This is a genomic window from Myxococcus eversor (genome assembly GCF_010894455.1).
GTDB classification, from domain to species: domain Bacteria; phylum Myxococcota; class Myxococcia; order Myxococcales; family Myxococcaceae; genus Myxococcus; species Myxococcus eversor.
The window spans coordinates 459,402-483,988 of the sequence record NZ_JAAIXY010000004.1 but is presented as its reverse complement, the minus strand read 5'-3'; the positions used below and the strand labels follow the sequence as shown (position 1 = coordinate 483,988).

Sequence of the window (24,587 nt, the reverse complement as noted above, 5' to 3'; positions counted from 1 at the left end):
CTCTTCTACCGGGACGGTAGCGCCGCCAGCCCCGCGTCGCGGGTGTCCTCGCGCTTCTCCGACACCATGAACGGCGTGGAGTCCTCGGGCGTCACGTCCGGGGGCGCCTCGCCGCGCAGCAGCTCGTAGACGGTGAGCGACGTCGTGGCGCCGTGCAGCACCTGCTCTCCCAGCGGCGCGTAGACGAAGGGCTCCCGGGCCCGCTCGCGCGTCCTGTCGCTGAGGAGGACCTGCCCCCGCCGCGCCAGGCCCGCGAGCTTCGCCGCCGTGTTCACCACCTCGCCCAGCACCGTGTAGTCGAGCCGCCCCGACGCCTTGGCGCCGATGCTCCCAGCGACCAGGTCCCCCGAGTCCAGGCCGATGCAGACACCGTGCGCATAGGGCGCATGGGCGCCGCCACGCGTGGCCAGCAGCTCCAGTTGGCGGCGGATGGACAGGCACGCCTCCATCGCCTGGTCCACGTGCCCCGGGCCCCGGAACACGGCCATCACCGCGTCCCCGACGAACTTGTCCACCGTGCCGCCGCGCGCGAGGATCTCCGGGACAATGGCCTCGAAGTTGGCGTTGAGGCGCCGCAGCGACTCCGGGGGCGCCTGCTGGCTGAGCACGGGCGTGAAGCCGTCCACGTCGATGAAGACGACGGTGCCCTCCACCCACTCGCCCGCCATGTCCTCGGTGCCCTGCAGCATGGGAGGAATGCGCTCCAGCACGCCGCCGGGGACGAACATGCGGAGCAGGCCGTTCTCCTCCGTGTAGCGCACCGTGCGGCGCAGCTCGCGCACGTGCTTGAGCGTCTTGATGACCGTCGCTTCCATGTCCGGGAAGTCGATGGGCTTGGTGATGAAGTCGAAGGCGCCGCGGTTCATCGCCGTGCGCAGGTTGCTCATGTCGCCGTACGCGGAGACGATGACCACGCGCGTCAGCGAGCTCACCTCACCCACGCGGGACAGGAAGGTGAGCCCGTCCATGCGCGGCATGTTGATGTCGCAGAGCACCACTTCGGTGTCGGGATGCTGGCGCAGCTCCTCCAGCGCCTCCTCTCCGTCCGAGGCGAAGAGGAACTGGTACACCGAGCGGCGGATCTGCTTGCGGAAGCTCTGCTCCATCAGCACCGCGACATCCGGCTCGTCGTCCACCACGAGAATCTTCGCCGGCCGTGACGGACGCCCGGCCTCCACCCGCGCGATGAAGTCCGAGGACAGCTCGTGCGCGGACTGGAAGCGGCGCGAGGGCTCCACGTCGAGCGCCCGCGCGAAGAAGGCGTCGACTTCCGTGCCCAGCCCGGGCACCAGCGTGGACGGCGGCACGGGGGGCGGAGGCACGTTGCCCAGCCGGAGCTGACGCAGGGACTCCAGGGGAAACGGATGCTGGCCGGTGAGCGCGCGGTAGGCCACCACGGCCAGCGCCCACAAGTCACAGCGGTGGTCCAACCGGGGCGACATGCCCCGCAGCTGCTCGGGGCTCATGTAGCGCGGCGTGCCCGCCATCTCCTCGTCCGGGTGCGGCTGCGCCGCGCCGCCTTGCGTCAGCAGCGCGAGCCCGAAGTCGAGCACCTTCACCACCTCTCCCGCCGTGCTGCGGGACAGGAAGAGGTTCGCGGGCTTGAGGTCGCGGTGGATGACGCCCGCGGCGTGCGCGGCGGTGAGAGCGCGCGCGGCCTGGGTGAGCATGCGCTCCACCATGGCGAGCGACAGCCTTCCCCGCCGGTTGAGCAGCGCTTCCAGGTCTTCCCCCTCCAGCAGCTCCATGACGATGTAGGGCGCTTCGCCGGAGAGGTCGCAGTCGTGGACCTGGATGACGTGGGGACTCTGGAAGCGGGCGATGGCCTGCGCTTCCCACTCGAACTGGCGGAGCGCGTGCTCGGTGGGCGCACAGTGGCTGGCCATGAGCTTGAGGGCGACGAGCCGCTGGAGCTTGGGATCTCTCGCCACCCAGACCGTGCCCATCCCACCGCCCCCGAGCACTCGCTCCAGGACGTATCGCCCGCCGATGATTCGTGGCTGAGACATGTCTTGTTGGTTCATGTTTGGTGGCCCCGAGCGGCGCGATGATGGCACATGGGGTCCACACCCGGTACTCCGTCGCGGTCCCTCCCTACCCAAGCGGACGGGCCACCTCATGCGAGTGGAAACGCCGCGCGTGATAGGGTGCCGGCCCCGTTCCCCTGTCACGACTCGCACCTCCCTACCCGTGGAGGCGTCCATGCACGAAGCGATCAATCCCCTTCTTTCTCCCCTTCCCCATTCCGCCAGCGACGACGAGCCCGCTCCCGCGCCGCCGCACCTGCCGGACGGAACCACCTACCCCGGCCTCGTCGTGCATCCGGGCCTGCGCCCGGGCATGCCGCGCAACGCGATGACGTCTGATAGGACGCCGTATTCCAAGGAGCCGCTGAAGGTGCTCGCCGGCAAGCTGCCGCCGGATCTGCATGGACATGTCTTCGTCGCGGGCCCCAGCGTCCATGCGGGATCACCCGCGCTGGCCTCGGATGGGCTGGTGCTGCGGCTCGACTTCGACGGCGCCGATGCGACCTTCAGCTCCGCCATCATGGAGACGCCGTCGTACTACGCGCGGGAACCGGTGAACGCGGGGCGGACCTCTCGCGGCCCCATCACCCGCTACCTCAACGAGTTCCGTGAGACGACGCTCTCCGACGTGAGCATCGCGCTGGGCGCGCAGGAGGCCCCCAACACGGCGCCGTTCCTGGTGGAGGGCGAGAACATGTTGCTGGTGACCACGGACGCGGGGCGCCCGTGGGCCATCCACCCGATGACGCTCAAGGCGTACACGCCGCTCGGTTATCTGCGCGAGTGGAAGCCCGCCATCCCCACGCCCTGGGCCTTCCCGCTGCTCCAGAGCACCGCGCACCCCGCCTTCGCGCCCGAAGTGGCGCAGCCCATCTCTCCCCGGGAGACCGAGTCCCAGCAGAAGCCCCGCCTCTTCTTCACCAACCACGCCCCCAAGTGGCCGCTGGGCGAGGGATGGACGCACCTGTCGAGCTGGGACACGTGGGAGAACCGGCTGCACCACTGGGCGCTGATGGACGCGGCGACGGGCAATCCGGTGGTGGCGCAGTCGCTCCATCAAATCGCCGTCACGCGCGACTACGTCGTGTTGCTCGACAGCAACTTCCCCATCAACTTCTGGACCATCGCGGTGCAGGCGGCGCTGCCGGGGATGACGCGCGTGCAGCGGCTCGTGGATAGATTCACCTCCGAGCGCGCGTACCCGCAGGCGGTGTTCTGGGTGGTGAAGCGCTCGGACCTGCGGCCCTCACCCGGCACGCTGTCGCGAGACGACCCGCCCCGGATTCCGGCGCATCGCTTCCAGTCCGGCGGAGGTGGCCTGCACTTCGCGGCGCGCTACGAGAACCCGGACGACGTCATCACCCTGGTCGCGGGACACTCGCCGTCCGAGGACCTGTCCCACACCATCAAGGAGGGGGACCTGCTCATCAATGGCCGCCGGGCGCAGGCCTACCAGGAGGGCATGCCCACGGCGGTGCCGGTGACGCGCAGTTCGCTGGGGGTGCACCGCATCGACATGCGCAACCGGCGCATCGAGTCGCGACTGCACTCGCACGACAACTTCACCTGGGGCCTCACCGTCTTCTCCAACGCGGGACTCGTCAACGGAGAGCTCGAGACGAACCTGCGGCTCTATCTGCGGCAGAAGTGGCGCTCGCCCACGTCCGACGACAGCGACGGAGCGGAGCCGAACTGGGTCATCCCGGATGACGAGCTGGCCATCTACTTCAACTCGGATGGGTTCGCGGCGGACATGGTCCCCGAGTACGTCTACCAGCTCTACAAGCCCATCGTCGGCGACAAGGCGGGGCTGCCCATCCAGGAAGGCCGGGCCGCGAGCTTCTTCAAGTTCTACGTCAAGTCGGGTCGCTTCGACGGCTACGTGTTGCCCACGGGCTGGTTCGGCTTCGCGCCGCAGTTCGTGCCCAGCATCAAGCTGCCGAAGGTGCCGTACTGGAAGGGCTACGTGGTGGCGCTGGTGGTCTCCGACCCGACGCCGGACCTGCCTGCCGACTCCACGGGCGACGAGGTGTGGATCTTCGACTCGGAGAACATGAGCAAGGGGCCCATCTGCCGGCTGGGCAGCAAGAACTTCGACGTGGGCATGACGTTGCACACCACGTTCCTGCCGCCAGGGCTGGGGGAGATCCTCGACGGCCACGTACCGGAGAACGCGGGCCCGCAGTACTGCGTGGACGTTCGCGAGGACTACAACGTGGACGCGATGAAGAAGGCGTACGCGGACTGGCTGCCGGGCCTGTTCCCTCGCGTCCCGAGCGTGCTCTTCACGCCGTGGAAGCTGGGAGTAAAGTGGGCGCTCAACTTCCCGAAGCTGCGCAAGGTGTTCGAGGAAGAGGTGTTCCCGAACTTCCCGCTCCAGCGGCCGCGGTCTCCGCCGGGCAAGGGTGACAAGAAGGACTGAGCGTCACCCTTGGGCGAGGACCGTGCGGGTGGCATCCGCGAAGAGCGCGTCGGGCACGGAGGCGAGGACTTCATCACGGCCTCCCTCCACCCAGGCCCAGCGCGCTCCCAGCTTCGTCACCAGCCCCAGGGTTCCGCCACGAAGCCTCGCGATGAAGTGTCGCGCCTGGCCCTTGCCACCATCGACACGCCACAGCACCTCATCGAGCTCTGGCATGGGCGCGCCCGCCGTGAGCAATGGAGCAATCGCGGCCTGACACTCCAGCCGGAGGATGCGCGCGTCCAGTTCCACGAGGAAGTCGTGCGCGCTCAACTCGCCTCGAGTCTCAGGCTCACTCAAGTTCCTCACCACCCGAGCCACCGCCGCGGTGAGGTGGACATACGTGTCCTTGCCACGACACAGGGCCGCCGCCGCGCCCGCCGTGCGCCTTGCCACCGCGAGCGCTTCCGACTCCTTGGGCTCGGAGCGGGAGTCCGCGATGAGTCGGTGGTGTGCGCGGCCCGCGTGGCTGGTCAGTTGCTTCTGGTGCCCGAGCGAAAGTGACTCCCGCGGCGTGAGGCGCGACGGCTTCGCGAGGAAGTCACGCACGTGGTCCAGCACGCGTCGTGCGACGGCCTCCTCGAACGGGTCCGCGAGATGCGGCGCGACGAGCGAGGAGAACCACAATCCCAGCTCCACCTGCCCCGCCGCCGGGCAGACAGGGCGCGGTCCACCGAGCGCCCAGGGGCCCGAGGGCCGGTCCTCCGGACTCGCGGCCTGGAGCGCCGCTTTCAGGATGATGTGACAGTGGGCCAGCTCGTCGACCGCCGCCATGCACGTGCTCCTCCGTGGCCCGATTCTCGGGCACGCGCGCCCCGCCCTCAATCCCCAGGCGAGCGCAGCGCGGCGATGCGGGCTCACGCCCCCGCCATCACCGTGTCGACAATCTTCGCGGAGCACAGCACCGCGGGCAGCCCCGCCCCCGGATGCGTCCCCGCACCCACGAGGTAGAGCCGATCCACGTCCTCGCTCTTGGCCTGCGCCCGAAGGAACGTGGTCTGCATCAGCGTGGGCGCGAAGCTGAACGCCGCGCCCAGGAACGAGCGCAAGTCATCGCGGAAGTCCTCCGGCGTGAAGACCCGCGACGTCACCAACTCCTGCTCCAATCCGGGCAACACCGTGCGCGACAGCCGGGCCTCCAACTTGCGACGGAACGTCTCCGCCCGAGCCTTCCAACTGGCCCCGTCTCCCAGATGCGGCACTGGCGCCAGCACATAGAACGCATCGTGGTCCGGCGGTGCCAGCCCCGCATCCGTCGCGGTGGGCCGATGCAGATACAGCAGCGGATCCTCGGAAGGCAGCCCCGGCCCGTCCAGTCCGGAGAACATGCCCTTGAAGTCGCGACCGAACAGCAGCGTGTGGTGCGCCACGTCCGGATACCGACGCCGCGTTCCGAAGTACCAGAGGAACACGCTCATCGAGTACCGCGCCTGCTGGATGCGCGTGTCCGTCCAGTGACTGCGCACGTGCCGGGGCAGCAGATACCGGTACGTCCAGGCCGCGTCCGCGTTGGACACCACGGCCTCGGCCGGAAGCCAGGACCCATCCCCGAGCCTCACGCCCGTCGCCTTGCGTCCCTCCACCGTGATTTCCGCCACCTCGCTGTCGTAGCGAACCTCGCCCCCCAACGACTCCAGCAAGGACACCAGTCCCCGCACCAGCGCTCCCGTTCCCCCCACCGGAAAGAACGCGCCCCAGCGCCGCTCCACGAACTGGATGGACGTGTACACCGCGCTCGCGGCCGCGAAGGGACTGCCGCCGATGAGCAGCGGATGGAAGCTCAACGCCTGTCGGAGCCGCTCGTCCTTCACGTGACGCGACACCAGGCCGTACATGCTCCGGAAGGCCTCGTCGCGCACCAGCGCCGGAGTGAAGGGCGCCAGGCTCAGCACGTGCGGCACCGGAGCGCTCATCAGCGGACCGATGCCCGCTTCATACATGCGCTCGACACGGGCACTGAGCGACAGGTAGCCCGCTTCGTCTCCAGGCGAGAGGCGCCGCACCGCCTGCAACATCGCTTCCTTGTCCGTGTGGTAGTCGAACGTGAAGCCATCCGGAAAGCGCATCCGGTACAGCGGCGTCACCGGCTTCAACTCCACATGGTCGGCCAGCTTCCGTCCAGCCAGGGCCCACAGCTCCTCGAGCAGGTGCGGACAGGTGATGACCGTGGGCCCGGCATCGAAGGTGAATCCGTCCTGATGGAACGCGTGGGCCCGACCTCCCGGGCCATCCCTGCGCTCCAGGACGGTGACGCGCCAGCCTCTAGCGGCCAGTCGGACCGCCGCCGCCAACCCGCCAAAACCACTGCCAATGACGAGGACGCGCCTGCCGTCTCGCCGCGCGTCGGGTTCCACCCTGGCCGAAGGTCGCATCACCGTGGAGGTTCCATGGCACACCCGGGCCGCGCGCTCCACTCCAGCGAGCAGGCAACCCCGCCAGCGAAGCGACCGGGCGCTGTTGCGAGCGTGGGGGGGCGCAGCTAGCCTCCCGCGTCCAAGGCCTCCAAGGGGGGGTGCCGCGCCCATGCGCGCACGGGTTGAGCAATGATTGAGGTTCCTGGCTACCGTAGCGACAGAGCGCTCTCCGCCTCCGGCTCCTTCCAGCTCCTGCGCGCCACCCGCGCCGAGGACGGGGCCCGTGTCACCTTGAAGGTCGCGGAGCCCTCTCGCCCCCCGTCCTTCACGAACCGTCTCCGCCACGAATTCGAGCTCACCCACGCCCTGCGCCTCGACGGCGTCCTCCACCCCTTGTCCCTGGAGGAGTCGCGCCCCGGCATGTCGGTGATGGTGCTCGAGGGCTTCGGAGAGACGACCCTCGCCCAGCGACTCGCCTCGGGCCGCGTGGAAGCCCGCACCGGCTGCCGGCTCGCCGTCGCCATCGCCCGCGCGGTGGGACAGCTCCACGCCGCCGGCATCCTGCACAGGGATTTGCAGCCCGCCTCCGTGCTGCTGAGCGCGGACGGCACCTCCGTGAAGTTGACCGGGCTCACCCTGGCCACGCGCCGCGCTCGCGCCGAAGTCGCGCCCGTCGCCCCGGAGCGCCTGGAGGGCACGCTCGAATACCTGTCGCCCGAGGGCACCGGCCGCACCCACCGAAGCGTCGACTCGCGCAGTGACTTCTACTCGCTGGGCGTCATGTTGTTCGAGCTGTTCACCGGCCGTCGGCCCTTCGCGGACACCGATGCGCTGGGGCTCATCCACGCGCACGTCGCGCTGCCGCCGCCCGCGCCGCATGAGCTCGTCCCGGAGCTGCCGCGTCCCCTCTCCGCCCTCGTCCTCAAGCTGCTCGCGAAGTCTCCCGAGGACCGCTACCAGAGCGCGTACGGCCTGGTGGCCGACCTTCAGCGCTGCCTCGACGCGATGGAGGAGTCCACCGGCTCGGTGCCCGACTTCGAGCTGGGCACGAAGGACGTGCCCGAGCGCTTCACCGCGCCCGAGAAGCTCTACGGCCGCGAGCCGCAGCAAGCCGAGCTGAAGGCCGCCTTCGAGCGCGCCGCGTCCGGTCGCTCCGGCTTCGTGTTGCTCACCGGCGCGGCCGGCATGGGCAAGTCCGCGCTCACCGGCACGCTCAAGCGTCCCGTGTCGGCGAAGCACGGCCTGTTCGTGCGGGGCAAGTACGACCAGCTCCTCCGCGACACGCCCTATAGCGGCATCTTCGAGGCATTCCGCGAGGTGGCGCGGAGCCTGCTTGGAGAGGAGCGGCTGGAAGACTGGCGCGCGTGCCTGCTGGAGGCCCTGGGCGGCATGGGGCGGCTGGTGGTGGATGCGGTGCCGCGCATGGCGCTGGTGCTGGGCGAACAACCTCCCGTCGCCGAGCTGGGCCCCGCTGAATCCGAGCTCCGCTTCCAGCTCGTGTTGCGCAAGCTGGTGGGCGTGCTCGCGACGGAGGAGCATCCGCTCGTCATCGTGCTGGACGACCTCCAGTGGGCCGACAGCGCCAGCCTCCAGTTGCTGCGCCTGCTCTTGTCGGACCGCGGACTCAGTCACCTGCTCGTCGTCGGCGCGTGCCGCTCGGAGGAGCTGGGGCCCGAGCACCCCGTGGAGGGCCTCACGCAGGCCCTGCGCGACGCGGGCACGCCCGTGCAGCGAATCGACCTGGAGCCGCTGTCCCCCGAGCAGATCACCCAGCTCGTGGCCGACGTCTTCCCCGCGGCGGCGGGCCAGCCGGACACGCAGCTCGACGCGGTGGTGCTCTCGTTGACGGAGGGCAATCCGTTCTTCGCCGTGCAGCTCCTGCGAGCCTTCTATGAGCGCGGCCTGGTGCGCTTCGACGCGGAGGGCGGCGGGTTCCGGTGGGATGGCGGAGCGTTGCGCGGCCAGGACTTCAGCGACGGCGTGGTGGCGCTGCTCACCGCGAGGATTCGCGAGCTGAGCCCTGGCGCCCAGGCCCTGCTGCCCATCGCCGCGGCCCTCGGCCACACCTTCACGCTGCGCAACCTCGCGGTGGTGCTGGAGCGCTCGCCCGAGCAGGCGGAGGAGGCCCTGGACGAAGTCCTCCAGGCGGGACTGGTGGCACCGGTGGGCGAGCGGCTCGCGGACACCGAGAGCGCCGACAGCTTCCAGTTCGCGCATGACCGCGTCCAGCAGGCCGCGCTGGAGCTGACGCCCGTCAGCGAGCACCCGGAGGTCCACGCGCGCATCGGCCGCCTGCTGCTGAGGCACACGCCTCCGGAGCTGCTGGACGAGCAGCTCGCGGACATCGTCACCCACTTCCACCTCGCCCTGCCCGTCCTGAAGGACGCGGAGGAGCGTCACCGCGTGGCGGAGCTGGACTTGCGCGCGGGCCGCGGCGCCAAGTCACGCGGTGCGTGGGCCGCCGCGCTGCGGCTCCTGACGACGGGACGACAGCTCCTTGGAGACGAGGGCTGGAGTTGGGACCGCTCGCTCGCGTTCGACCTGCACGTCGAGGCGGCCGAGGCGGCCTACCTCGCGGCGGACTTCGAGCAGATGGAGCGACTGGCCAGCACGGCGCTGGCCCACGCGGCGGACCGGCTCGAACAGGTCCGCGTCCATCTGGTGCGGCTCCAGTGTCACTCGCACCGGGGCGAGCACGAGCGCGCGGTGGACCTGGGGCTGAAAGTCCTGGGGACGCTGGGGCAGCACCTCCCCGCGAACCCCAAGCAGGCGCATGTGCTGGCCGCCGTGGCGAAGACGAAGATGTACCTGGGCCTGCGCAAGCCCGAGGATTTGGAGTCGCTGCCGGAGCTGACGGACCCGCTGCTGCTCGCCACGCTCAGGGTGATGATGAAGCTGGCCACGGCCGCGTTCATGGCCCGGCCGCTGCTGTTCCCACTCGTCGTGCTGCGCAACCTGCAGATCTCCATCCGTCACGGGGCCACGGGCACCGCGGCCTTCGGCTACGTGGGTTATGGCCTGATGCTCAGCGTCCATCTGGGCAGTCCCGAGGAGGGCTACCGCTACGGACGGCTGGCGCTGAAGACGTTGGAACGCTTCGGCGCGGAGAGCCTGCGGTCGATGGTCCACTTCGTCTTCAACCTCTTCATCCGTCACTGGAAGGAGCCGTTGTCGCCGTGCATCGACGACTTCTTCGCGGGCGCAAGCAAGGGGCAGGAGACGGGAGACATCGAGTACTTCGCGTACAACGCGAGCGCGGGCTGCGCCGTGTCGCTCATCGCTCGGGACGGACTGGTGGAGCACGGTCCGCGCGTCGACCGCTTCATGGATGCGCTCGCCTCGCACCGGCACCAGAACGTGCCCTTCCTCCAGTACACGCGGCACACGCTCGACGTGCTCACGGGCGCCTTCACGGGGGACGTGGAAGCGCGCGAGCAGGACATCGTCGCGCCATATCACCAGCTCGGGTACGCCAACGGCATCGCCACCTGCGACGTCATGCGCACCATGCGGCGCTGGCTGTGGGGTGATGCGCGCGGTGCGCTGGAGAGCGCGGCCGCGGTGGACGCGCGCGTGGAGTTGATCGCCGGGCAGATGTACCTGCCCTGGTACAAGTTCTTCCAGGGCCTCGCGCTCCTCCAACTGCATCCCTCGCGAGGGCCGGTGGAGCGCATCCGCTCGTCGCGCTCCATCGAGGCCCTGCGCAAGCAGATGCGCGGTTGGGCCCGCATCGCCCCGATGAACTACGGCGCGCGCGCGGAGCTGTTGGACGCGGAGCGCGCGCGGGTGGATGGGCGCGACGAAGAAGCGGCGGATGGCTATGACCGGGCCATCCGGCTGGCGCGCGAGCACGGCCTGTCGCTCGACGAGGGCGTGGCTTGTGAACGGGCCGCGCACTTCCACCTGTCCACGAGCCGCGAGCGGGTGGCCCGCACGTACCTGGAAGAGGCCCGGAGCGCGTATCTGCGCTGGGGCGCGCGGGCGCTCGTCTCGCGAATGGAGCGGGAGCATCCGCGCCTCCTGACGTCCTCCGCTCCGGAGCCCTTGCGGACCGAGGAGTCCGGAGGCACGCCGCTGGCCGCGTTGGATCTGGAGTCCGTGCTCAAGACGGCGCGCGCGCTGTCCGGCGAAATCGTCCTCGACAAGCTCTTGCGCAAGTTGATGACGCTGCTCATCGAGAACGCGGGCGCGCGGCGCGGCTTCCTCATCCTCAAGAAGCCCGAGGGCCTCTTCATCGAAGCGGAGGGCTCCGTGGATGGAGCCCGGGTGCTGCAAGGACAGGCCGTGTCGGTCGAGTCCTCCACTGCGCTGCCGGCCTCCATCATCCACTACGTCGTCCGCACGGGAGAGACGGTGCTCCTGGATGACGCCACGGCGGAGGAGCCCTTCTCCGAGGACCCCTACGTCCGCGAGGCGAGGCCGAAGTCCGTGCTGTGCAGCCCGCTGCTGAAGCAGGGCTCGCTCACCGGCGTGCTGTACCTGGAGAACGACGCGGCGCGAGGCGCCTTCACGCCCGAGCGACTGGAAGTCCTGCGCCTCTTGTCCTTCCAGGCCGCCATCTCCCTGGAGAACGCAGGCCTGTACGCGAGCCTGGAGGAGTACAGCCACACGCTGGAGCGGCGCGTGGAGGAGCGCACCGCGGAGCTGCAGAGCAAGAACGTGGAGCTGGCGGGCACGCTCAGCCGCATCCAGGAGATGCAGCGGCAACTGGTGGCGCAGGAGAAGCTGGCATCCCTGGGCTCACTCACCGCGGGCATCGCCCACGAGTTGCAGAACCCGCTCAACTTCGTGAACAACTTCTCGGAGCTGTCCGCGAAGCTGGCGGACGAGCTGGACACCACGCTGCGGCGCATGACGGACAAGTTCGATGCCGCCACGGCCGAGGACGTGCTGGAGACGCTGGAGGACCTGAAGCAGAACTCCAAGCGCATCCAGTCCCACGGGCGGCGCGCGTCGAACATCATCAAGACGATGCTGCGGCACTCGCGGCGCTCGGAGGGTTCTCGCAGCCGCGCGGACCTGAACATGTTGATTCGCGACAGCGTCAACCTGGCCGTGCAGGGACTCAGGGCCCGGCAGGGCGCGGCCACGGTGGAGACGGACACGGAGCTGGACGCCTCCGTCGGCAACGTGGAGGTGGTGGCCGGCGACATCAGCCGCCTGCTCATCAACATCGTCGACAACGCCTTCTACGCCACGGTGCAGAAGCAGCAGACGGCCGACGCGGGTTTCGTCCCTCGCGTGCGGGTCTCCACCCGTCGCCAGGGAGACCGCGTGGAGCTGCGCGTGCGCGACAACGGGCCGGGCATTCCCCTGGAGATTCGCGAGAAGCTCTTCGACCCGTTCTTCACCACCAAGCCCGCCGGCTCCGGCACGGGCCTGGGCCTGTCGCTCTGCCACGACATCGTCCAGGAGCACCAGGGCGAGATTCGGGTGGAGAGCGTCCTCGGTGAGTCCACCGAGTTCATCATCTCCCTCCCCGCCACGCGCTCAGCCGCCGCCAGCCTCGCCGACTGACACGCTGGACATGTGAAGGCCCCTCGTTCCACACGGGAAGGAGGGGCCTTGAATCACGGAAGGAAGCAGCGAGAGGACGGCTAGGCCGTCTTCTTCTCCTTCTCCATGACGAGTTGGGGCGCCTCGTGACGGGTGATGACCGTCTCGGTGATCTTGCACTCCTTGACGCCCTCGCGGAACGGCACGTCGTACATGATCTCCAGCATCGCGTCCTCGAGGATGGCGCGCAGACCACGCGCTCCGGAGTGACGGCGCATCGCCTCGCGAGCGATGGCGCGCAGCGCCTCCTTCGTGAAGGTCAGCTTCACCTTCTCCATCTCGAAGAGCTTCTGGTACTGCTTCACCAGCGCGTTCTTCGGCTGGGCGAGGATGGTGACCAGGTCCTCTTCCTTCAGGTCATTCAGCGTGGCGATCATCGGCAGACGACCGATGAACTCGGGAATCATCCCGAACTTCATCAAGTCCTCCGGCTCCGTCAGCGCCAGCAGCTCGCCCACGCTGCGGTCCTCGCGGTGCGAGATTCGCGCCCCGAAGCCCAGGCCCTTCTCGCCCACGCGGCGCTTGATGACGCCGTCGATGCCGTGGAACGCGCCGCCGCAGATGAACAGGATGTTCGTCGTGTCGACCTGCACGTACTCCTGCTGGTTGTACTTCTTGCCACCCCGCGGGGTGACATTGGCGCGCGTGCCCTCGATGATCTTCAAGAGCGCCTGCTGCACGCCTTCACCGCCGACGTCGCGAGTCGCACTGGGCATGTCGCCCTTGCGCGCGATCTTGTCGATTTCGTCGATGTAGACGATGCCGCGCGCCGCCTTCTCCACGTCGTAATCGGCGTTGTGGAGCAGGTTCTGGATGATGTTCTCCACGTCCTCACCCACGTAGCCCGCCTCGGTGAGGCTGGTGGCATCCGCGATGGTGAACGGGACGTTGAGGAAGCGCGCCAGTGACTGGGCCAGCAGCGTCTTGCCGCTGCCCGTGGGGCCGATGAGCAGGATGTTGCTCTTGCTCAGCTCCACCTCCTCGCCCGACGGACCCTTCACGCCTGGGCGCGGCCTGGCCGCTGGCTTCTTCTGGTAGATGCGCTTGTAGTGGTTGTACACCGCTACAGCGAGTACCTTTTTGGCCTGGTCCTGCCCGATGACGTACTCATCGAGGAACGCCTTGATTTCAGAGGGCGTTGGCAGACTGACCTGAGGCTTGCCTTCTTCACGCTCGTTCTCATCCGCGATGATGTCGTTGCAGAGCTTGATGCACTCATCGCAGATGTAGACCGTAGGTCCCGCAATCAGCTTGCGGACCTCGCGCTGCGATTTTCCGCAGAACGAGCAGGACAGGTTGACGTGGTGCTCCTTCTTCACTGCCGCCTCCGAGTTCGCCGACCCCGGATCCCCCGGAGCCACTTCGCCGTCCACCGCTCCCCTACCCAAACGGCCTGCCCACGTCTCGAACAGCCGCCGGGCCCACCTACATGGGGCCCACAACCACTATAGGGCCCTCCACCTTGGGCAGGAAGCCCAACGGTGCGGGCCCGTTACGGAGCGTACAGCGTCCGCAACGGGTGAGCGTTCAGTAACAGTGGCTCAGGCGTCCGTCACGCCCGAGGCGAGCTCTTCCACGTCATCCGCCAGGGCGGCCGCCCGCTGGGCGACAGCGTTCGGAATCTTGCGACACCCCGCCAGCTCGCTTGCGAGCTTCCGAGCCATCGACGCCAGCTTCCTCACCTGGAGGCTCTCCGGCGGCGGCTCGGGCGGAGGACGGGGGAAGCGCTCGGTGAACTCCTTCTTCAGCTCCGTGGGCGACTTCTCCGGGCTCCAGATGCTGTCACGTAGGGATTTGTATTCAGTGGGTGACAACTGGCCCCGTTCCTCGGCGTCGGCCAGCACTTCAATCACTTCGAAGGCAGGGGCCTTTTCAGGGAACTCCTGAGCCCGCAACTCCTCCTCGGGCTCATGCTTGGCCAGGAAGCTGAAGGAGCGGGTCAGCTTGAGGGCCGTCTGCTTCTTGATGTGCAGTTCCTTGAGGCAGTAGGCCTCGAAGGTGGGGTGGCCCCACTCCTCGAACTTCGCCTCGTCCCGGACCGTCACGAGCAACTTCCCCAGCTCGGCCCAGGTGGACTTGAAGCGCTTGGCGGCCATCAGCACGGTGTGACGGAAGGTCCCCGGCGGAACGCTCAGCGCTTTCTTCGCGATTTCGGTCTCGGCTACGGATGCGGCGGACATGGCCCCGGTATGGGGCATGCCCGGGAGGTGGGCAAGAAAGTGGCCCTAGCCCTTCCTGCCGATATTGAACGAGAGACCCACCGTCGCCCGCTCTCCGTCGTACGCCCGGAAAGGCCACTTCTGCAGCTCCACGAAGAGGCAGTCGTAGAGTGGACCTTTCTTGAACTGGGGGTTGTCCACCCAGAGCTTGTTGACCTTGCCGTCGTTGCCGATGACGAACTCCAGGGGGATTTTCGTCGTCAGCCCGGGGCTGCGCTCAGCCTCTTCCTTGAAGCACTTGAAGAGCGTCGACTTGTTGCCCGCGACGATGCGGTTGATGGCGCCCTGGTCGAACTGCTGGGCGACCTCCATGCCCTCGGCGTCCGTGTTCACGCTCCCCGAGGGACGCGGCGGCTTGCGGTCCTCCGTGCGGGAGGCGGAGGCCACGGCCGTGGGCTTGCTCGTGCCCGTGGCCGGCTTCGTCGTGCCCGTGTCGGCGGGCTTGTTCGGTCGGGCGGTGCCCTGCGTGGGGTACTCGAACAGCTCCTCGTCGTCCTGACGCGCCTGCGCCACGCGGATGACGGGGGCCTCCATCTCGATGCCCTCGAACTCGTCCTCGCCGAACCAGCCGTGCACCGCGGCGTTGCGCGCCAGGAACAGGCCCGCGGTTCCGAGCACCAGGGCCAGCGCGCCCGCGACACCGCCGAGCACCATGACGCGCTTGTGGTTCTTCTCCCGCTCCACCTGGACGGCCGCGTCCACGCGCACCCGCGCCTCGGAGAGCGCGACATGCACCTTGAAGGGCTCCACCTCCTTCATGGGGTGGAAGTCCCGCTCGCCGGCCAGGGCCAGGGGGGAATCGGGCGTGAGTTCACCCGTCTTGAGCTTCTCGACAATCTGGGAGCCACTCACCGGTCCGAGGACCAGGTCTCCATGTCGGAAGAGCCACTGCCCATCCACGTCCGCCGCGAGTTCTTGTCCAGCCGCCATTTCGCGCGCGATTATCCCGTGTTACCCCGCGCCCTCGCAACGCCGTGCTTCCTTCGACCTCCAAGCGGATTCCTGTCGCACTGTGGATCTGGTACCGCGGCGGAAACTTCCGCGGCTTCCAGCGCCAGCCGGAAGGCCCCACCGTCCAGGAGGCCCTGGAGGGAGCGTTGCGCTCGGTGGGGGTGCCCGCGACGGTGATGCCCTCGGGGCGGACGGACCGGGGCGTCCATGCCCGCATGCAGGTGGTGAGCGTCCGGCTGGAGGCGGGGGATTCGCCGGAGTCGCTCGCCCAGCGTTTGCCCGCGCACCTGTCGCCAGGGCTCGGCCTGTGCCTGGTGCGCCGCCCCGGCTCCTTCCACGCCCAGTGGAGCGCGAGCGGCAAGGAGTATCGATATCGGCTGCGACTGGGCGGCGGCGAGCCGATGCCGGAGTGGGCGCCCTACTCGCTCGACGTCGCGGGCGAGATGGGGCTCCAGGGGCAAGGCGCGACGGTGAAACCCGAGCGTGTGGCGGAGCTGCTCGCCATGGCCGCGGGCACGCGGGACTTCATCGCGTTCCATGAGAAGTCCAGCCCCCGCAAGCCGCGCACGCTGGAGTCCGCCACCCTGCACGAGCGGGGCGGTGGTCTTTTCGAGGCGAGGTTGATTGGGGACGGCTTTGCCCGCTACCAGGTGCGCTACGTGGTGGGTGGCGCGCTGAAGGTGGCGGCGGGGCTGCTGCCAGAAGAGGCCTGGCTGGCGGCGCTGGAGACAGGGGCGGCCATGGAGGGCTTCAAGGCGCCCGCTCACGGCCTGATGCTCTGGGAGGTCCGCTACCCTCCTGGAGTGGATCCCTTCACCGCCCTGGAGCGTCTCCACCCTCCAGGGCTGCCGCTGGAGCCACCCTTCCTGCCCGGGTGACACGCGGCGGATCCACGCTTCACTGCTTCAGTCGACGAGACGCTCTTCGTACTTCGCCAGCAGATCCGAGATGGCCTCCCGGAGGTACTCGCTCTGACGGATACGGGTGGTGCGCGACAGCTCCTTCAAGGAGTCGAGCTTCTCGCGATTGAGCCGGAAAACCACCGAAGTGAGACGGGGATTCATGTCCAAGTGCGCAACCTCCTACAGATGCGCACACCATCTCACAGCCCTTTTTGATCGCAAGATTTTCACTCGGATCAGCCTACCGGGAAGATCCACTGCAGCCCGGTGAAGCCCTCGGCATCGGCGCGGAGGCCGGATCCGAACCCGAGCGTGAGCCCGAGTCCCCCGAACACCGCGAACCGCTCCGAGAAGGTGTGTCGCAGGCCGAAAGCTACGCGAGGCCCCAGCCACGGCCCAGAAAACGGCCGCACGACGGCGCCGAGATCCACGAAGGACTGCCACGACTCGTCCCCGAAGAAACTGCGGAAGCCCCCGACAAAGGAGAGATCCGGCTCCCGGAGGCTGCCGCGGATCACCACGAAGACCTCGTTCCCGTCGTGGCCCACGGTGAGGGAGGCCCCCACGTCGAGCAGCGCGTCCAGCCCCTTCACGGCCTCCGCGTCCGCGTCGTTGATCAACTCCGTGTACGAGGCCCCCGGTCCGAGGATCAGCGAGAAGGCGCGGCGATCCCGATAGGGCGAGTCGACGTATTCGGCGGCCCCGGCGCCCCGAGGCCAGAGCCCCACTGCCACCAGTGTGACGAAGCACCCCGCCGCTGCCCGCTGTCGGCTCCGCTTCGTCATCACCGTGCGCTCCCGAGCCATCGTGGAACCGGGCTTTCTACCCGTCTTCCGGGTGCCCGTGGGGGCGCGGTGTGGATCAGCCGGCCCTTCAGCTCACGACGGGCAGCGCGAAGCCCCTGGACTCGGGGGCCACGGGCTTCGTCACGCCAGCGGCCTCGTTCAGTCGGCCGGAGCGGAACGGCTCCAGGTCCAACGACACGAACTTGAACCCCAGCGCCAGGAACGACGTGTTGATCCGCTGGCGCACATCCGCGACGAGGAACCGCTCGTACTCCTCGGCGGCCACTTCCAGCCGGGCCACTTCGCCGTGGTAGCGCACGCGGAACTGCCGGAAGCCCAGCTTGCGCAGCTCCGACTCGGCCGCGGCGATCTGCAGCAGCCTGTCCCGCGTCACCGCCGTGCCGTAGGGAATCCGCGACGCCAGGCACGCCATCTGCGGCTTGTCCCACGTGGGCAACCCCAGCGACTGGCTCCAGGCGCGAATCTCCTCCTTCGTCAGCCCGGCATCCGCCAGGGGAGAGCGCACCGCGTGCTCGCGCGCGGCCTTGTGCCCCGGACGGTGGTCCTTGAAGTCATCCGCGTTGAAGCCGTCCACCACCACCGCCAAGCCCAGCTCCGTCCGCTTCGCCTCGCAGATGTCGTACAGCTCCGTCTTGCAGAAGTAGCAGCGGTTGGTGGGGTTGGCCGCGTACTGCGGGTTGGCCAGCTCGTTGCTGCCCAGGACGACGTGCCGGGCCCCCATCTTCTCCGCCAGCTCCCGCGCCTCCTGCGCCTCCTCCGGAGCCACCGAGGCCGACAGCGCCGTGAGCGCCAGGGCCCGCTCCCCCAGCTCCTCCACCGCGACTTTCAGGACGAACGTCGAGTCCACGCCGCCGGAGAACGCCACCAGCGCACTGCCATGGGCCCGCAGCGCGGCGCGCATGGCCTCCAGCTTGGGACGCGACGACTCACACAGGGCCTGGATTCGCTCGGGGCTCAGCATGGGGCACTCCTAAAACGGAAGGGCCCCGGATTGCACGCGCATCGCGCGGCAACCTGGAGCCCTTTTACGTGAAGTGGAACAAGGGCCGGGTCGGCCCCCTGCTCAGCGGGCCTTGCTCTTCGAGGACTTCTTCCCCGCGGCCGCCGGCTTGGCGACGCGGGCAGCGCGCGTGGCGGGACGCGACTTCGCGCCCTTGTCCGCCTTGTCGGCCTTGGCCGGCTTCACCTTGGCGGCCACCTTCGGCTCCTCCGCCCGACGGGCCTTGGCGCCGTTGCCCTTCTCGGGCTTCTCGGCCTTCTCAGCCTTCTCGCCCTTGGCCGGCAGCGGGTTGGCCTTCATCTTCTTGCCGGTGATGATCTTCAGCTCCTCGGTGGTCATGTAACCGAGGTCCAGGAGCGACTGGAAGATCTTCGCGGCGCCGTCTTCCACCGACTCCACGTCGGAGTGGATGGTGACCTCCGGAGAGTTGGGCGGCTCGTACGGCTCGGTGATGCCGATGAAGTTGGGGATCTCCCCGTTGAGCGCCTTCTTGTACTTGCCCGTGCTGTCGCGCTCGATGAGCTTCTCCGTGGGGCAGTCGACGTAGACCTCCACGTAGCGGCCGATGGCGCGGCGGTTCTCCTCGCGCTTCCCCTTGTAGGGGCTCACGCAGGGCACCAGCGCGGCGACACCATTGCGCGTCAGGACGTTCGCCACGAAGCCGAGCCGTCCGGCGATCGTGTTGCGCTCGTCTTTCGAATCACCCAACCCCGCCCACAGCTCGTCGGCGAGCTCACCCTCGTCGAGGATCTCCACATTGCGGCCGACCTGTCGGAGCCGCGCCGCGATGTAGGCGGCAGTGGTGCTCTTACCGGTACCGGACATGCCGGTCAGCCAGAGGGTGAATCCAGTGTTGGAGGCCATAAGGGTTTTCAACTCCCATGCGTCCGGAGCGCTTCTTGCACGCCGCGGTGGACGCCGCAGATCCAGAAGATGGACGTCGTTATAGACGAAAACCCACTCACTTGACAATTCAGGCGCACCTTTCCGCAGGTAGGGGTGACAGGCAGTCAAGTGCTTGGGCCTACTGGGCTTTTTCGTTCTTGCAATGGTCGTTTCAGACCCGTCGCGTCTGAAAATCTCCATTGGTCCACCCATACTCAGACACCCAGGACACACAGCCCCGGTGTACGGATGCAATGAGATAGGAAACTCCCGGTAGCAACGGATGCCCTGCCGGGGCTGCCAGGGAGCGATCTTCCGCCGAAAAAGTGGGAGGCCCGTCTACATGGGAGTGGAACACGCCCATGAGCTGCTCGCCCCGCGAATCCGCCTGGAGGCACACCGCCAACCACTCCTCGGGGGCGAAGGCATAGGCGAGCGCGGGACGCGGGGACGCGTTGCGCAGGGGGCACACCCGCCAGGAGCTTTCGCTGGGAGCATGGAGGATCACTCCGCAGCCTTCCAGCGGGTAGCAGGACTCGAGGTGCTGGACGACTTCGCGGCGGACCGTCTCCGGCCAGCGTGGATCAGCCCACGGATTCACTGAGCGGGAGGTTCGGCTCGCGCGGCGCACCGGGAGCACTTGCGGACATCCATCTCCTCCAGGCCACCCGGGGGCACCAGCCAGCGGCCTCCCAGCGTCGGGCCCAGGCCCAGGCGGAGCCGCTGGAACACCATGGCGCCCACCGTTCCGAGCGCCACGCCCAGGGCGCCGTCTGGCGGAGGGCCCAGGTGACGCACCGTTTCGCCAAAGCACCAGACGCATCCCTCGGAGCCCCGGAACACCACGCCCGCGCGGGCGCCATCACCGCAGAGGGCCACCCAGGGGGCCTCCCCGCTCCAGGCCGTGGGCAGCTCCGCGAGCAGTCCCCCACCCCGCTCCGGGTTCGCCGCGTCAGGGTTGAGCGCGGATACTTCTCGGGCCAGCGTCGCCGCCATGGGTTGGCCGACGTCGGTGGCCGACATGAGGAAGCCAGGAGCCCAGGGGCCCAGGGTGAGCGCGCCCACGCCGGCCACGGGGGTTCCGCCTCCCGCCAGGTACGCCGCCGCCGTCATCCCCGAAGCGCCGGTGGCGTCCACGCGGGCGCCGCCGGCCAGGAGCGACTCCTGACCTCGACCACCGACCTCGCGCAGGAGGATCTGCCGGGAGTAGCGGAGGATTTGATCTTCACGCAGGGCCATGTGGCGTCACCCTCCCGCCATCGCGGGGATGAGGGTGAGGCGATCCGCGTCCTTCACCGGCGTGTCCAGCTCCCGCAGGGCGCGGATGTCCTCCTCGTTGAGGAAGACGTTGACGTAGCGCCGGACGGCGCCGCGCTCGTCCAGCAGTCGCGCGCCGATGCCGGGATAGCGGGCGTCCAGATCACTCAGCACCTCGCGCACGGTGGCGCCGGAGGCACTGACCTCCGACTGGTTGCGCGTGAGGGTCCGCATCGTCGAGGGAATCCGAATCGTCGCCATGGCTCACTCACCTTCCCTGCTTGCGGAGCACCAGTCGGTGCGTTCCATCCTCGCGCGGCTCGAGGGAGACGACTTCGTGCCCCTCCTCGCGCGCGCTGCGGGGAACGTTCTTCAGCGGCTCGGTGCCTCGGAGCAGCACTTCCAGCAGCGCCCCTGACTCCAGCGACTCCAGCCGCAGCTTGGTGCGCACATAGGTCATCGGGCAGACCTCGCGGGTGATGTCCAACGTCGCCGTCACCTCGCTCATCGCCGTGCCTCCACCCTCAGCGCGCGCATGCCGTGCCCTCCTCGGGAAACGTCGGAACGGCGGTGATGCGGCAGCCCGGACAATCCTCCGCTCGCTCGACGCGCGTGCGCCGTCCCAGCAGCGTGTTCCCATCCAGCACGTGCAACGTCGCCTCGCCCGGCACCCGGCGCGCGGCGCCCGCGAGCAGCTCCAGCACCAGCAGCGCCTGCACCGCGCCCACCAGCCCCGCCAATGAGCCGAGCACTCCCGCCTGCGCGCACGTGGGCACCGAGTCCGGCGGAGGCGGCGACTCGTAGAGGCAGCGCAGACAGGGCCCCTGGGGCTCCACGCGCATCGCCTGTCCCTGCATCCGCAGCACGCCGCCGTAGACGAGCGGCACCCCCGTGAGCACCGCCACATCCGAGAGGAAGAACTTCGTCGCCACGCCATCCGTCGCATCGATGACGGCGTCGTGCGCGCGGAACAGGCCCTCCACGTTGTCGGCGTCCACGCGCTCCGCGAGCACGTCCGTCGTCAGCGCCGGGAAGGCCCGCAGGAGCCCCGCGGCCGCGGACTCCGCCTTGTTGCGCCCCACGTCCTCGGCGCGATGCCAGAGCTGCCGGGGCAGGTTCGTCACGTCCACGCGGTCAGGATCCGCCAGCGTCAGGTGGCCGACACCCGCCTGCGCCAACGCCAGCGAGGCCGGACAGCCGAGCCCGCCTGCTCCCACGACGAGCACCCGCGAGCGCTCGATGCGGGAAGCGTGAGGAATCCGGGGATGGTGGTGCTCTTCTGGTCCGTGCATCGATTGCTGCTCCGCGAGGGCGGATGCGAATAACGTGCGGGACCCTGCGTCGCACCTGGCAACAGTTGAGCGCAGGCGCCCTTTCCACCGTCCCGCTTCGCGGCGGACTCCACCAGCCAGGACATATGAGAAACCTGACCGGCGTGCTCGTCTTTTCCACCACCCTGTTGCTCGTCCACGGCTGCCACAAGAACACCGGCGAGGCCCAGGGCCCCGCGGACGCGTCCACTCCCACCGCCGCCCCCCAGAGCCCGCCCGAAGCAGCCCAGTTCCCCGCCGACAGCGGACAGGCGCTCCAGGAGGCCGCCCCCGTGGAGCCCCAGAGGTCCGGCGTCGACTCCGGCAGCCTCGCGTCCGACACGGCCACTCCCTCCCAGGGCAGCCTCAAGGATTCCGGCTCCACCGACACCACCAAGTCCTCCCAGGGCAACCTCAAGGACGCCAACAGCCCCGAGGCACACCGGGCCGCGCTCGAGTCCTGCGTGGACCGCTGGCTCAAGAAGCACGGCCTGGACTCCTACGGCAACGCCGAGGGCACCATGTACGCGGGCGGCACGCCCCTGTTCGACGAGCGCACCGGAGAGTCCACGGACCGCATGGCCTACGTGTTCAGCCAGAAGCCCGAGGCCCGCAAGGTCTGCATGAAGGGCTCGGCCTCGAAGTAGACGCGGCCCTCCCGCACGCCTCCCCGCCCGCCGGGGAGGTGGGCGAAGCACCCCAGGGATTCCCGCACACCCGGCGGCTCCCGTAAGCTGCCGCCCAATGAATTCGAATCTCGCCCTCGGCGAGGAGACCCCGGCGGCCAATGACCTCCGCGCGCGAGTGCGCGAGGTCCTCCTGCGCCGCAAGCTGACAGACAGCGTCTCCACGGAGCAGGCCACCGCGTCCTGGGAACAGGACCGGTTCGTCGCCCGGGCCCGCGCCCTCTTCTACGCGCGAATGATGTTCCTCACGCTGGGGCTGCTCATCCTGGCGGTGCCCACCTGGAGCGGCTACTTCGGTCTCACCGGAGCCTTCTCCTTCCTGGGCTACTTCACGATGCTGCTCTACAGCGTCGCGAACCTGCTCGTCATCGACCACCCCAAGGCCGGCCGGTGGGTGACGTACACCACGCTGTGCCTGGACCTCGTCATCCTCGTGGTCCTCATCGCCAAGCCCGTGGTGGGTGGCGGTCTGCAGAGCCCCCTGCTCGCGACCCAGTTGCTCTTCACCACCCTCTTCTCCATCCTCTACCCCAAGCCGCTCGCCATCCTCCCGCCGCTATTGGCGCTGCCGATAACGACGCGACTGGACCTGCTGCTCAACCGCTCCGTGACGGCGGTGGAGCTGCTCACGCTGCTCTGGTACCTCGCCCTCAACTTCATCATCGTCTACGTGCTCGTGTACCTGAACGAGCGCGAGGCCGCCGCGCACCGCGAAGTCGTCGCCCTCCAGGGCGACCTCAAGGAACTGGCCGTGGTGGAGGAGCGCAACCGGCTGGCGCGCGAGATTCACGACGGCCTGGGCGCGTCGCTCTCGTCGATGATCATCCAGGCGGAGTACATCCTGAACCTCGCGCGCGAGGACGGCCTGCGCGAGGAGATTCGCGAGCTGAAGACCACCGCCGAGGAGTCCATCGAGGAGCTGCGCCGCAGCCTGCGGATGATGCACGAGGACTTCGAGCTGTCCCAGGGCCTGGAAGACTACGCCAAGACGTTCCAGGAGCGCACGGGCATGTCCATCCAGTTCGAGCGCACGGGCCTGCAGCGCAAGCTGTCCCCCGATGCGCAGCTCGCCCTGTTCCGAATCCTGCAGGAGTGCCTCTCCAACGCGGTGAAGCACGCCGAGGCGAAGCTCGTGCAGGTGAAGCTCGACTACGCGGAGGACCGCGTGCACCTCATCGTCCACGACAACGGCAAGGGCTTTGATCCGCAGCGCACGCCGCGCGGACACTACGGCCTGCTGAACATGCGCGAGCGCGCCATGAAGCTCGGCGGTCAGCTCATCGTGGATTCGTCACCGGGCTCGGGCGCCCAGGTGGCCTTCTCCCTCCCCTGCCCCCCGACATGACCGGAGCCCCCGTGGACGCCCCGCAGCCCTCTTCCACTCCCGCGCAGCCGCCCATCCGCGTCTTCGTCGTGGAAGACCAGACGAAGATCCTCAAGAACCAGCTCCGCCTCTTCGAGGGTCACCCCGAAATCGACATCGTCGGCACCGCGCTGTCCGGCGAGGCCGCGCTGGAGGAAGTCCCGCGCCTCATGCCCGACGTCCTCCTCCTGGACCTGGGCCTGCCGCGCATGAGCGGCATCGACGTGACGCGCGAAATCAAGGCCGTCTATCCAAAGATGGAGATCCTCATCTTCACCATCTTCGATGAGGAGGACAAAGTCCTCGAGGCCGTGAAGGCCGGGGCATCCGGTTACATGCTCAAGGGCTCGCCGGTCGACAAGATCATCGAGGCCATCAAGGAAGTCCGCGCCGGCGGCACCGTCATCCAGCCCAACCTCGCGCGCAGGCTCCTGCGTCACTTCCGCGTCGACCCGGACGCCGCCCCCGCCTCTTCCGAGCCCGCCTCGCCCCCGCCCGCGCCCACGCCCGCCGCGAACCCCTCTCCCGAGGAGCCCCCGCTCAAGCCGCTGTCGGACCGCGAGCGCGAAATCCTCCAGCTCATCGCCAAGGGCGTCTCCAACAGCGAGGCCGCCCGGCTCCTCACCCTCAGCAAGGCCACCATCCGCACCCACCTGGAGCACATCTACCGGAAGCTGGAGGTGACCAACCGCGTCGAGGCCGTCACCGAGGGCATCCGCAAGGGCCTCATTTCGGTGTGACGCGAGTTTTCCAAACAGGCTCCAAAACCAGACATTCCCGGTTTTGTCCTACTTAAGCCGCAACTCACGG

At 68.6% G+C, this 24,587-nt stretch carries 21 protein-coding genes; 6 read left to right on the top strand and 15 right to left on the bottom strand.

Annotated elements, in window-relative coordinates:
• Nucleotides 1–5: 5 nt before the first annotated feature.
• Nucleotides 6–2,009, bottom strand: a complete 2,004-nt coding sequence (locus G4D83_RS11280; protein WP_205522613.1) for a protein kinase domain-containing protein — start codon at nt 2,007–2,009, stop codon at nt 6–8.
• Between the two features lie 193 nt (nt 2,010–2,202).
• Between G4D83_RS11280 and G4D83_RS11275 the strand changes: the two genes are divergently transcribed.
• Nucleotides 2,203–4,449 (top strand): carotenoid oxygenase family protein, encoded by a 2,247-nt coding sequence (locus tag G4D83_RS11275; RefSeq protein ID WP_163864693.1) that lies wholly within the window; start codon nt 2,203–2,205, stop codon nt 4,447–4,449.
• A 3-nt stretch (nt 4,450–4,452) separates the two neighbouring features.
• On the opposite strand, the gene G4D83_RS11270 is transcribed toward G4D83_RS11275, so the two are convergent.
• Together G4D83_RS11270 and crtI are read right to left on the bottom strand one after the other, a co-directional pair.
• Complete coding sequence (locus G4D83_RS11270; protein WP_163864692.1) at nt 4,453–5,262, bottom strand: hypothetical protein; 810 nt, start codon at nt 5,260–5,262, stop codon at nt 4,453–4,455.
• Nucleotides 5,263–5,345: 83 nt separating this feature from the next.
• Nucleotides 5,346–6,860: a phytoene desaturase family protein gene (crtI, locus tag G4D83_RS11265; RefSeq protein ID WP_163864765.1), complete on the bottom strand. Its 1,515-nt coding sequence runs from the start codon at nt 6,858–6,860 to the stop codon at nt 5,346–5,348.
• Between the two features lie 171 nt (nt 6,861–7,031).
• On the opposite strand from crtI, the gene G4D83_RS11260 reads away from it, so the two are divergent.
• Nucleotides 7,032–12,359 (top strand): trifunctional serine/threonine-protein kinase/ATP-binding protein/sensor histidine kinase, encoded by a 5,328-nt coding sequence (locus G4D83_RS11260; RefSeq protein WP_163864691.1) that lies wholly within the window; start codon nt 7,032–7,034, stop codon nt 12,357–12,359.
• Between the two features lie 80 nt (nt 12,360–12,439).
• On the opposite strand, the gene clpX is transcribed toward G4D83_RS11260, so the two are convergent.
• The 3 genes from clpX to G4D83_RS11245 form a co-directional block, all read right to left on the bottom strand.
• The gene (gene clpX / locus G4D83_RS11255) at nt 12,440–13,717 is read right to left on the bottom strand and encodes an ATP-dependent Clp protease ATP-binding subunit ClpX (RefSeq protein ID WP_163864690.1); all 1,278 of its coding nucleotides are present in this window, start codon (nt 13,715–13,717) and stop codon (nt 12,440–12,442) included.
• Between the two features lie 222 nt (nt 13,718–13,939).
• Nucleotides 13,940–14,596, bottom strand: coding sequence for a hypothetical protein (locus tag G4D83_RS11250; protein ID WP_163864689.1), 657 nt, complete (start codon nt 14,594–14,596; stop codon nt 13,940–13,942).
• A 27-nt stretch (nt 14,597–14,623) separates the two neighbouring features.
• Nucleotides 14,624–15,547 (bottom strand): AgmX/PglI C-terminal domain-containing protein, encoded by a 924-nt coding sequence (locus G4D83_RS11245; protein ID WP_163864688.1) that lies wholly within the window; start codon nt 15,545–15,547, stop codon nt 14,624–14,626.
• 44 nt (nt 15,548–15,591) lie between these two features.
• Between G4D83_RS11245 and G4D83_RS11240 the strand changes: the two genes are divergently transcribed.
• Nucleotides 15,592–16,446 (top strand): tRNA pseudouridine synthase A, encoded by an 855-nt coding sequence (locus G4D83_RS11240; RefSeq protein WP_163864687.1) that lies wholly within the window; start codon nt 15,592–15,594, stop codon nt 16,444–16,446.
• Nucleotides 16,447–16,473: 27 nt separating this feature from the next.
• On the opposite strand, the gene G4D83_RS11235 is transcribed toward G4D83_RS11240, so the two are convergent.
• From G4D83_RS11235 to G4D83_RS11195, 9 genes are all read right to left on the bottom strand, one after another.
• The gene (locus tag G4D83_RS11235) at nt 16,474–16,638 is read right to left on the bottom strand and encodes a ribbon-helix-helix domain-containing protein (RefSeq protein ID WP_163864686.1); all 165 of its coding nucleotides are present in this window, start codon (nt 16,636–16,638) and stop codon (nt 16,474–16,476) included.
• Nucleotides 16,639–16,706: 68 nt separating this feature from the next.
• The gene (locus tag G4D83_RS11230; RefSeq protein ID WP_240356271.1) at nt 16,707–17,255 is read right to left on the bottom strand and encodes a hypothetical protein; all 549 of its coding nucleotides are present in this window, start codon (nt 17,253–17,255) and stop codon (nt 16,707–16,709) included.
• Between the two features lie 88 nt (nt 17,256–17,343).
• Nucleotides 17,344–18,237, bottom strand: a complete 894-nt coding sequence (gene larE / locus G4D83_RS11225; RefSeq protein WP_163864684.1) for an ATP-dependent sacrificial sulfur transferase LarE — start codon at nt 18,235–18,237, stop codon at nt 17,344–17,346.
• Between the two features lie 102 nt (nt 18,238–18,339).
• Nucleotides 18,340–19,140 carry an adenylyl-sulfate kinase gene (gene cysC, locus G4D83_RS11220; protein ID WP_163864683.1) on the bottom strand — a complete coding sequence of 267 codons (801 nt, stop codon included), beginning with the start codon at nt 19,138–19,140 and terminating at the stop codon, nt 18,340–18,342.
• 193 nt (nt 19,141–19,333) lie between these two features.
• Nucleotides 19,334–19,762 carry a M67 family metallopeptidase gene (locus tag G4D83_RS11215; protein WP_163864682.1) on the bottom strand — a complete coding sequence of 143 codons (429 nt, stop codon included), beginning with the start codon at nt 19,760–19,762 and terminating at the stop codon, nt 19,334–19,336.
• On the bottom strand, nt 19,759–20,400 hold the full coding sequence (locus G4D83_RS11210; protein WP_163864681.1) for a ThiF family adenylyltransferase: 642 nt from the start codon (nt 20,398–20,400) through the stop codon (nt 19,759–19,761). Before G4D83_RS11210 ends, G4D83_RS11215 begins: the two co-directional genes overlap by 4 nt.
• 6 nt (nt 20,401–20,406) lie before the next feature.
• Complete coding sequence (locus G4D83_RS11205) at nt 20,407–20,679, bottom strand: MoaD/ThiS family protein (RefSeq protein ID WP_163864680.1); 273 nt, start codon at nt 20,677–20,679, stop codon at nt 20,407–20,409.
• A 7-nt stretch (nt 20,680–20,686) separates the two neighbouring features.
• Nucleotides 20,687–20,926, bottom strand: coding sequence for a sulfurtransferase TusA family protein (locus G4D83_RS11200; RefSeq protein WP_163864679.1), 240 nt, complete (start codon nt 20,924–20,926; stop codon nt 20,687–20,689).
• Nucleotides 20,927–20,942: 16 nt separating this feature from the next.
• Entirely contained in the window at nt 20,943–21,710 is a 768-nt protein-coding gene (locus G4D83_RS11195) for a HesA/MoeB/ThiF family protein (RefSeq protein WP_163864678.1), read from the bottom strand.
• 125 nt (nt 21,711–21,835) lie between these two features.
• Here G4D83_RS11195 and G4D83_RS11190 point away from each other — a divergent pair, with 125 nt between their 5' ends.
• From G4D83_RS11190 to G4D83_RS11180, 3 genes are all read left to right on the top strand, one after another.
• Nucleotides 21,836–22,375, top strand: coding sequence for a hypothetical protein (locus G4D83_RS11190; RefSeq protein ID WP_163864677.1), 540 nt, complete (start codon nt 21,836–21,838; stop codon nt 22,373–22,375).
• Between the two features lie 97 nt (nt 22,376–22,472).
• Complete coding sequence (locus G4D83_RS11185; RefSeq protein WP_163864676.1) at nt 22,473–23,759, top strand: sensor histidine kinase; 1,287 nt, start codon at nt 22,473–22,475, stop codon at nt 23,757–23,759.
• Nucleotides 23,756–24,517: a response regulator gene (locus G4D83_RS11180; RefSeq protein WP_163864675.1), complete on the top strand. Its 762-nt coding sequence runs from the start codon at nt 23,756–23,758 to the stop codon at nt 24,515–24,517. Before G4D83_RS11185 ends, G4D83_RS11180 begins: the two co-directional genes overlap by 4 nt.
• Nucleotides 24,518–24,587 lie beyond the last annotated feature (70 nt).

Coding starts and splice junctions, on each gene's coding strand:
- G4D83_RS11280 (WP_205522613.1), bottom strand. CDS start 2,009: ATGTCTCAGCCACGAATCATCGGCGGGCGATACGTCCTGGAGCGAGTG.
- G4D83_RS11275 (WP_163864693.1), top strand. CDS start 2,203: ATGCACGAAGCGATCAATCCCCTTCTTTCTCCCCTTCCCCATTCCGCC.
- G4D83_RS11270 (WP_163864692.1), bottom strand. CDS start 5,262: ATGGCGGCGGTCGACGAGCTGGCCCACTGTCACATCATCCTGAAAGCG.
- crtI (WP_163864765.1), bottom strand. CDS start 6,860: ATGCGACCTTCGGCCAGGGTGGAACCCGACGCGCGGCGAGACGGCAGG.
- G4D83_RS11260 (WP_163864691.1), top strand. CDS start 7,032: ATGATTGAGGTTCCTGGCTACCGTAGCGACAGAGCGCTCTCCGCCTCC.
- G4D83_RS11250 (WP_163864689.1), bottom strand. CDS start 14,596: ATGCCCCATACCGGGGCCATGTCCGCCGCATCCGTAGCCGAGACCGAA.
- G4D83_RS11245 (WP_163864688.1), bottom strand. CDS start 15,547: ATGGCGGCTGGACAAGAACTCGCGGCGGACGTGGATGGGCAGTGGCTC.
- G4D83_RS11230 (WP_240356271.1), bottom strand. CDS start 17,255: ATGACGAAGCGGAGCCGACAGCGGGCAGCGGCGGGGTGCTTCGTCACA.
- larE (WP_163864684.1), bottom strand. CDS start 18,237: ATGCTGAGCCCCGAGCGAATCCAGGCCCTGTGTGAGTCGTCGCGTCCC.
- cysC (WP_163864683.1), bottom strand. CDS start 19,140: ATGGCCTCCAACACTGGATTCACCCTCTGGCTGACCGGCATGTCCGGT.
- G4D83_RS11210 (WP_163864681.1), bottom strand. CDS start 20,400: ATGGCCCTGCGTGAAGATCAAATCCTCCGCTACTCCCGGCAGATCCTC.
- G4D83_RS11205 (WP_163864680.1), bottom strand. CDS start 20,679: ATGGCGACGATTCGGATTCCCTCGACGATGCGGACCCTCACGCGCAAC.
- G4D83_RS11200 (WP_163864679.1), bottom strand. CDS start 20,926: ATGAGCGAGGTGACGGCGACGTTGGACATCACCCGCGAGGTCTGCCCG.
- G4D83_RS11195 (WP_163864678.1), bottom strand. CDS start 21,710: ATGCACGGACCAGAAGAGCACCACCATCCCCGGATTCCTCACGCTTCC.
- G4D83_RS11190 (WP_163864677.1), top strand. CDS start 21,836: ATGAGAAACCTGACCGGCGTGCTCGTCTTTTCCACCACCCTGTTGCTC.
- G4D83_RS11185 (WP_163864676.1), top strand. CDS start 22,473: ATGAATTCGAATCTCGCCCTCGGCGAGGAGACCCCGGCGGCCAATGAC.
- G4D83_RS11180 (WP_163864675.1), top strand. CDS start 23,756: ATGACCGGAGCCCCCGTGGACGCCCCGCAGCCCTCTTCCACTCCCGCG.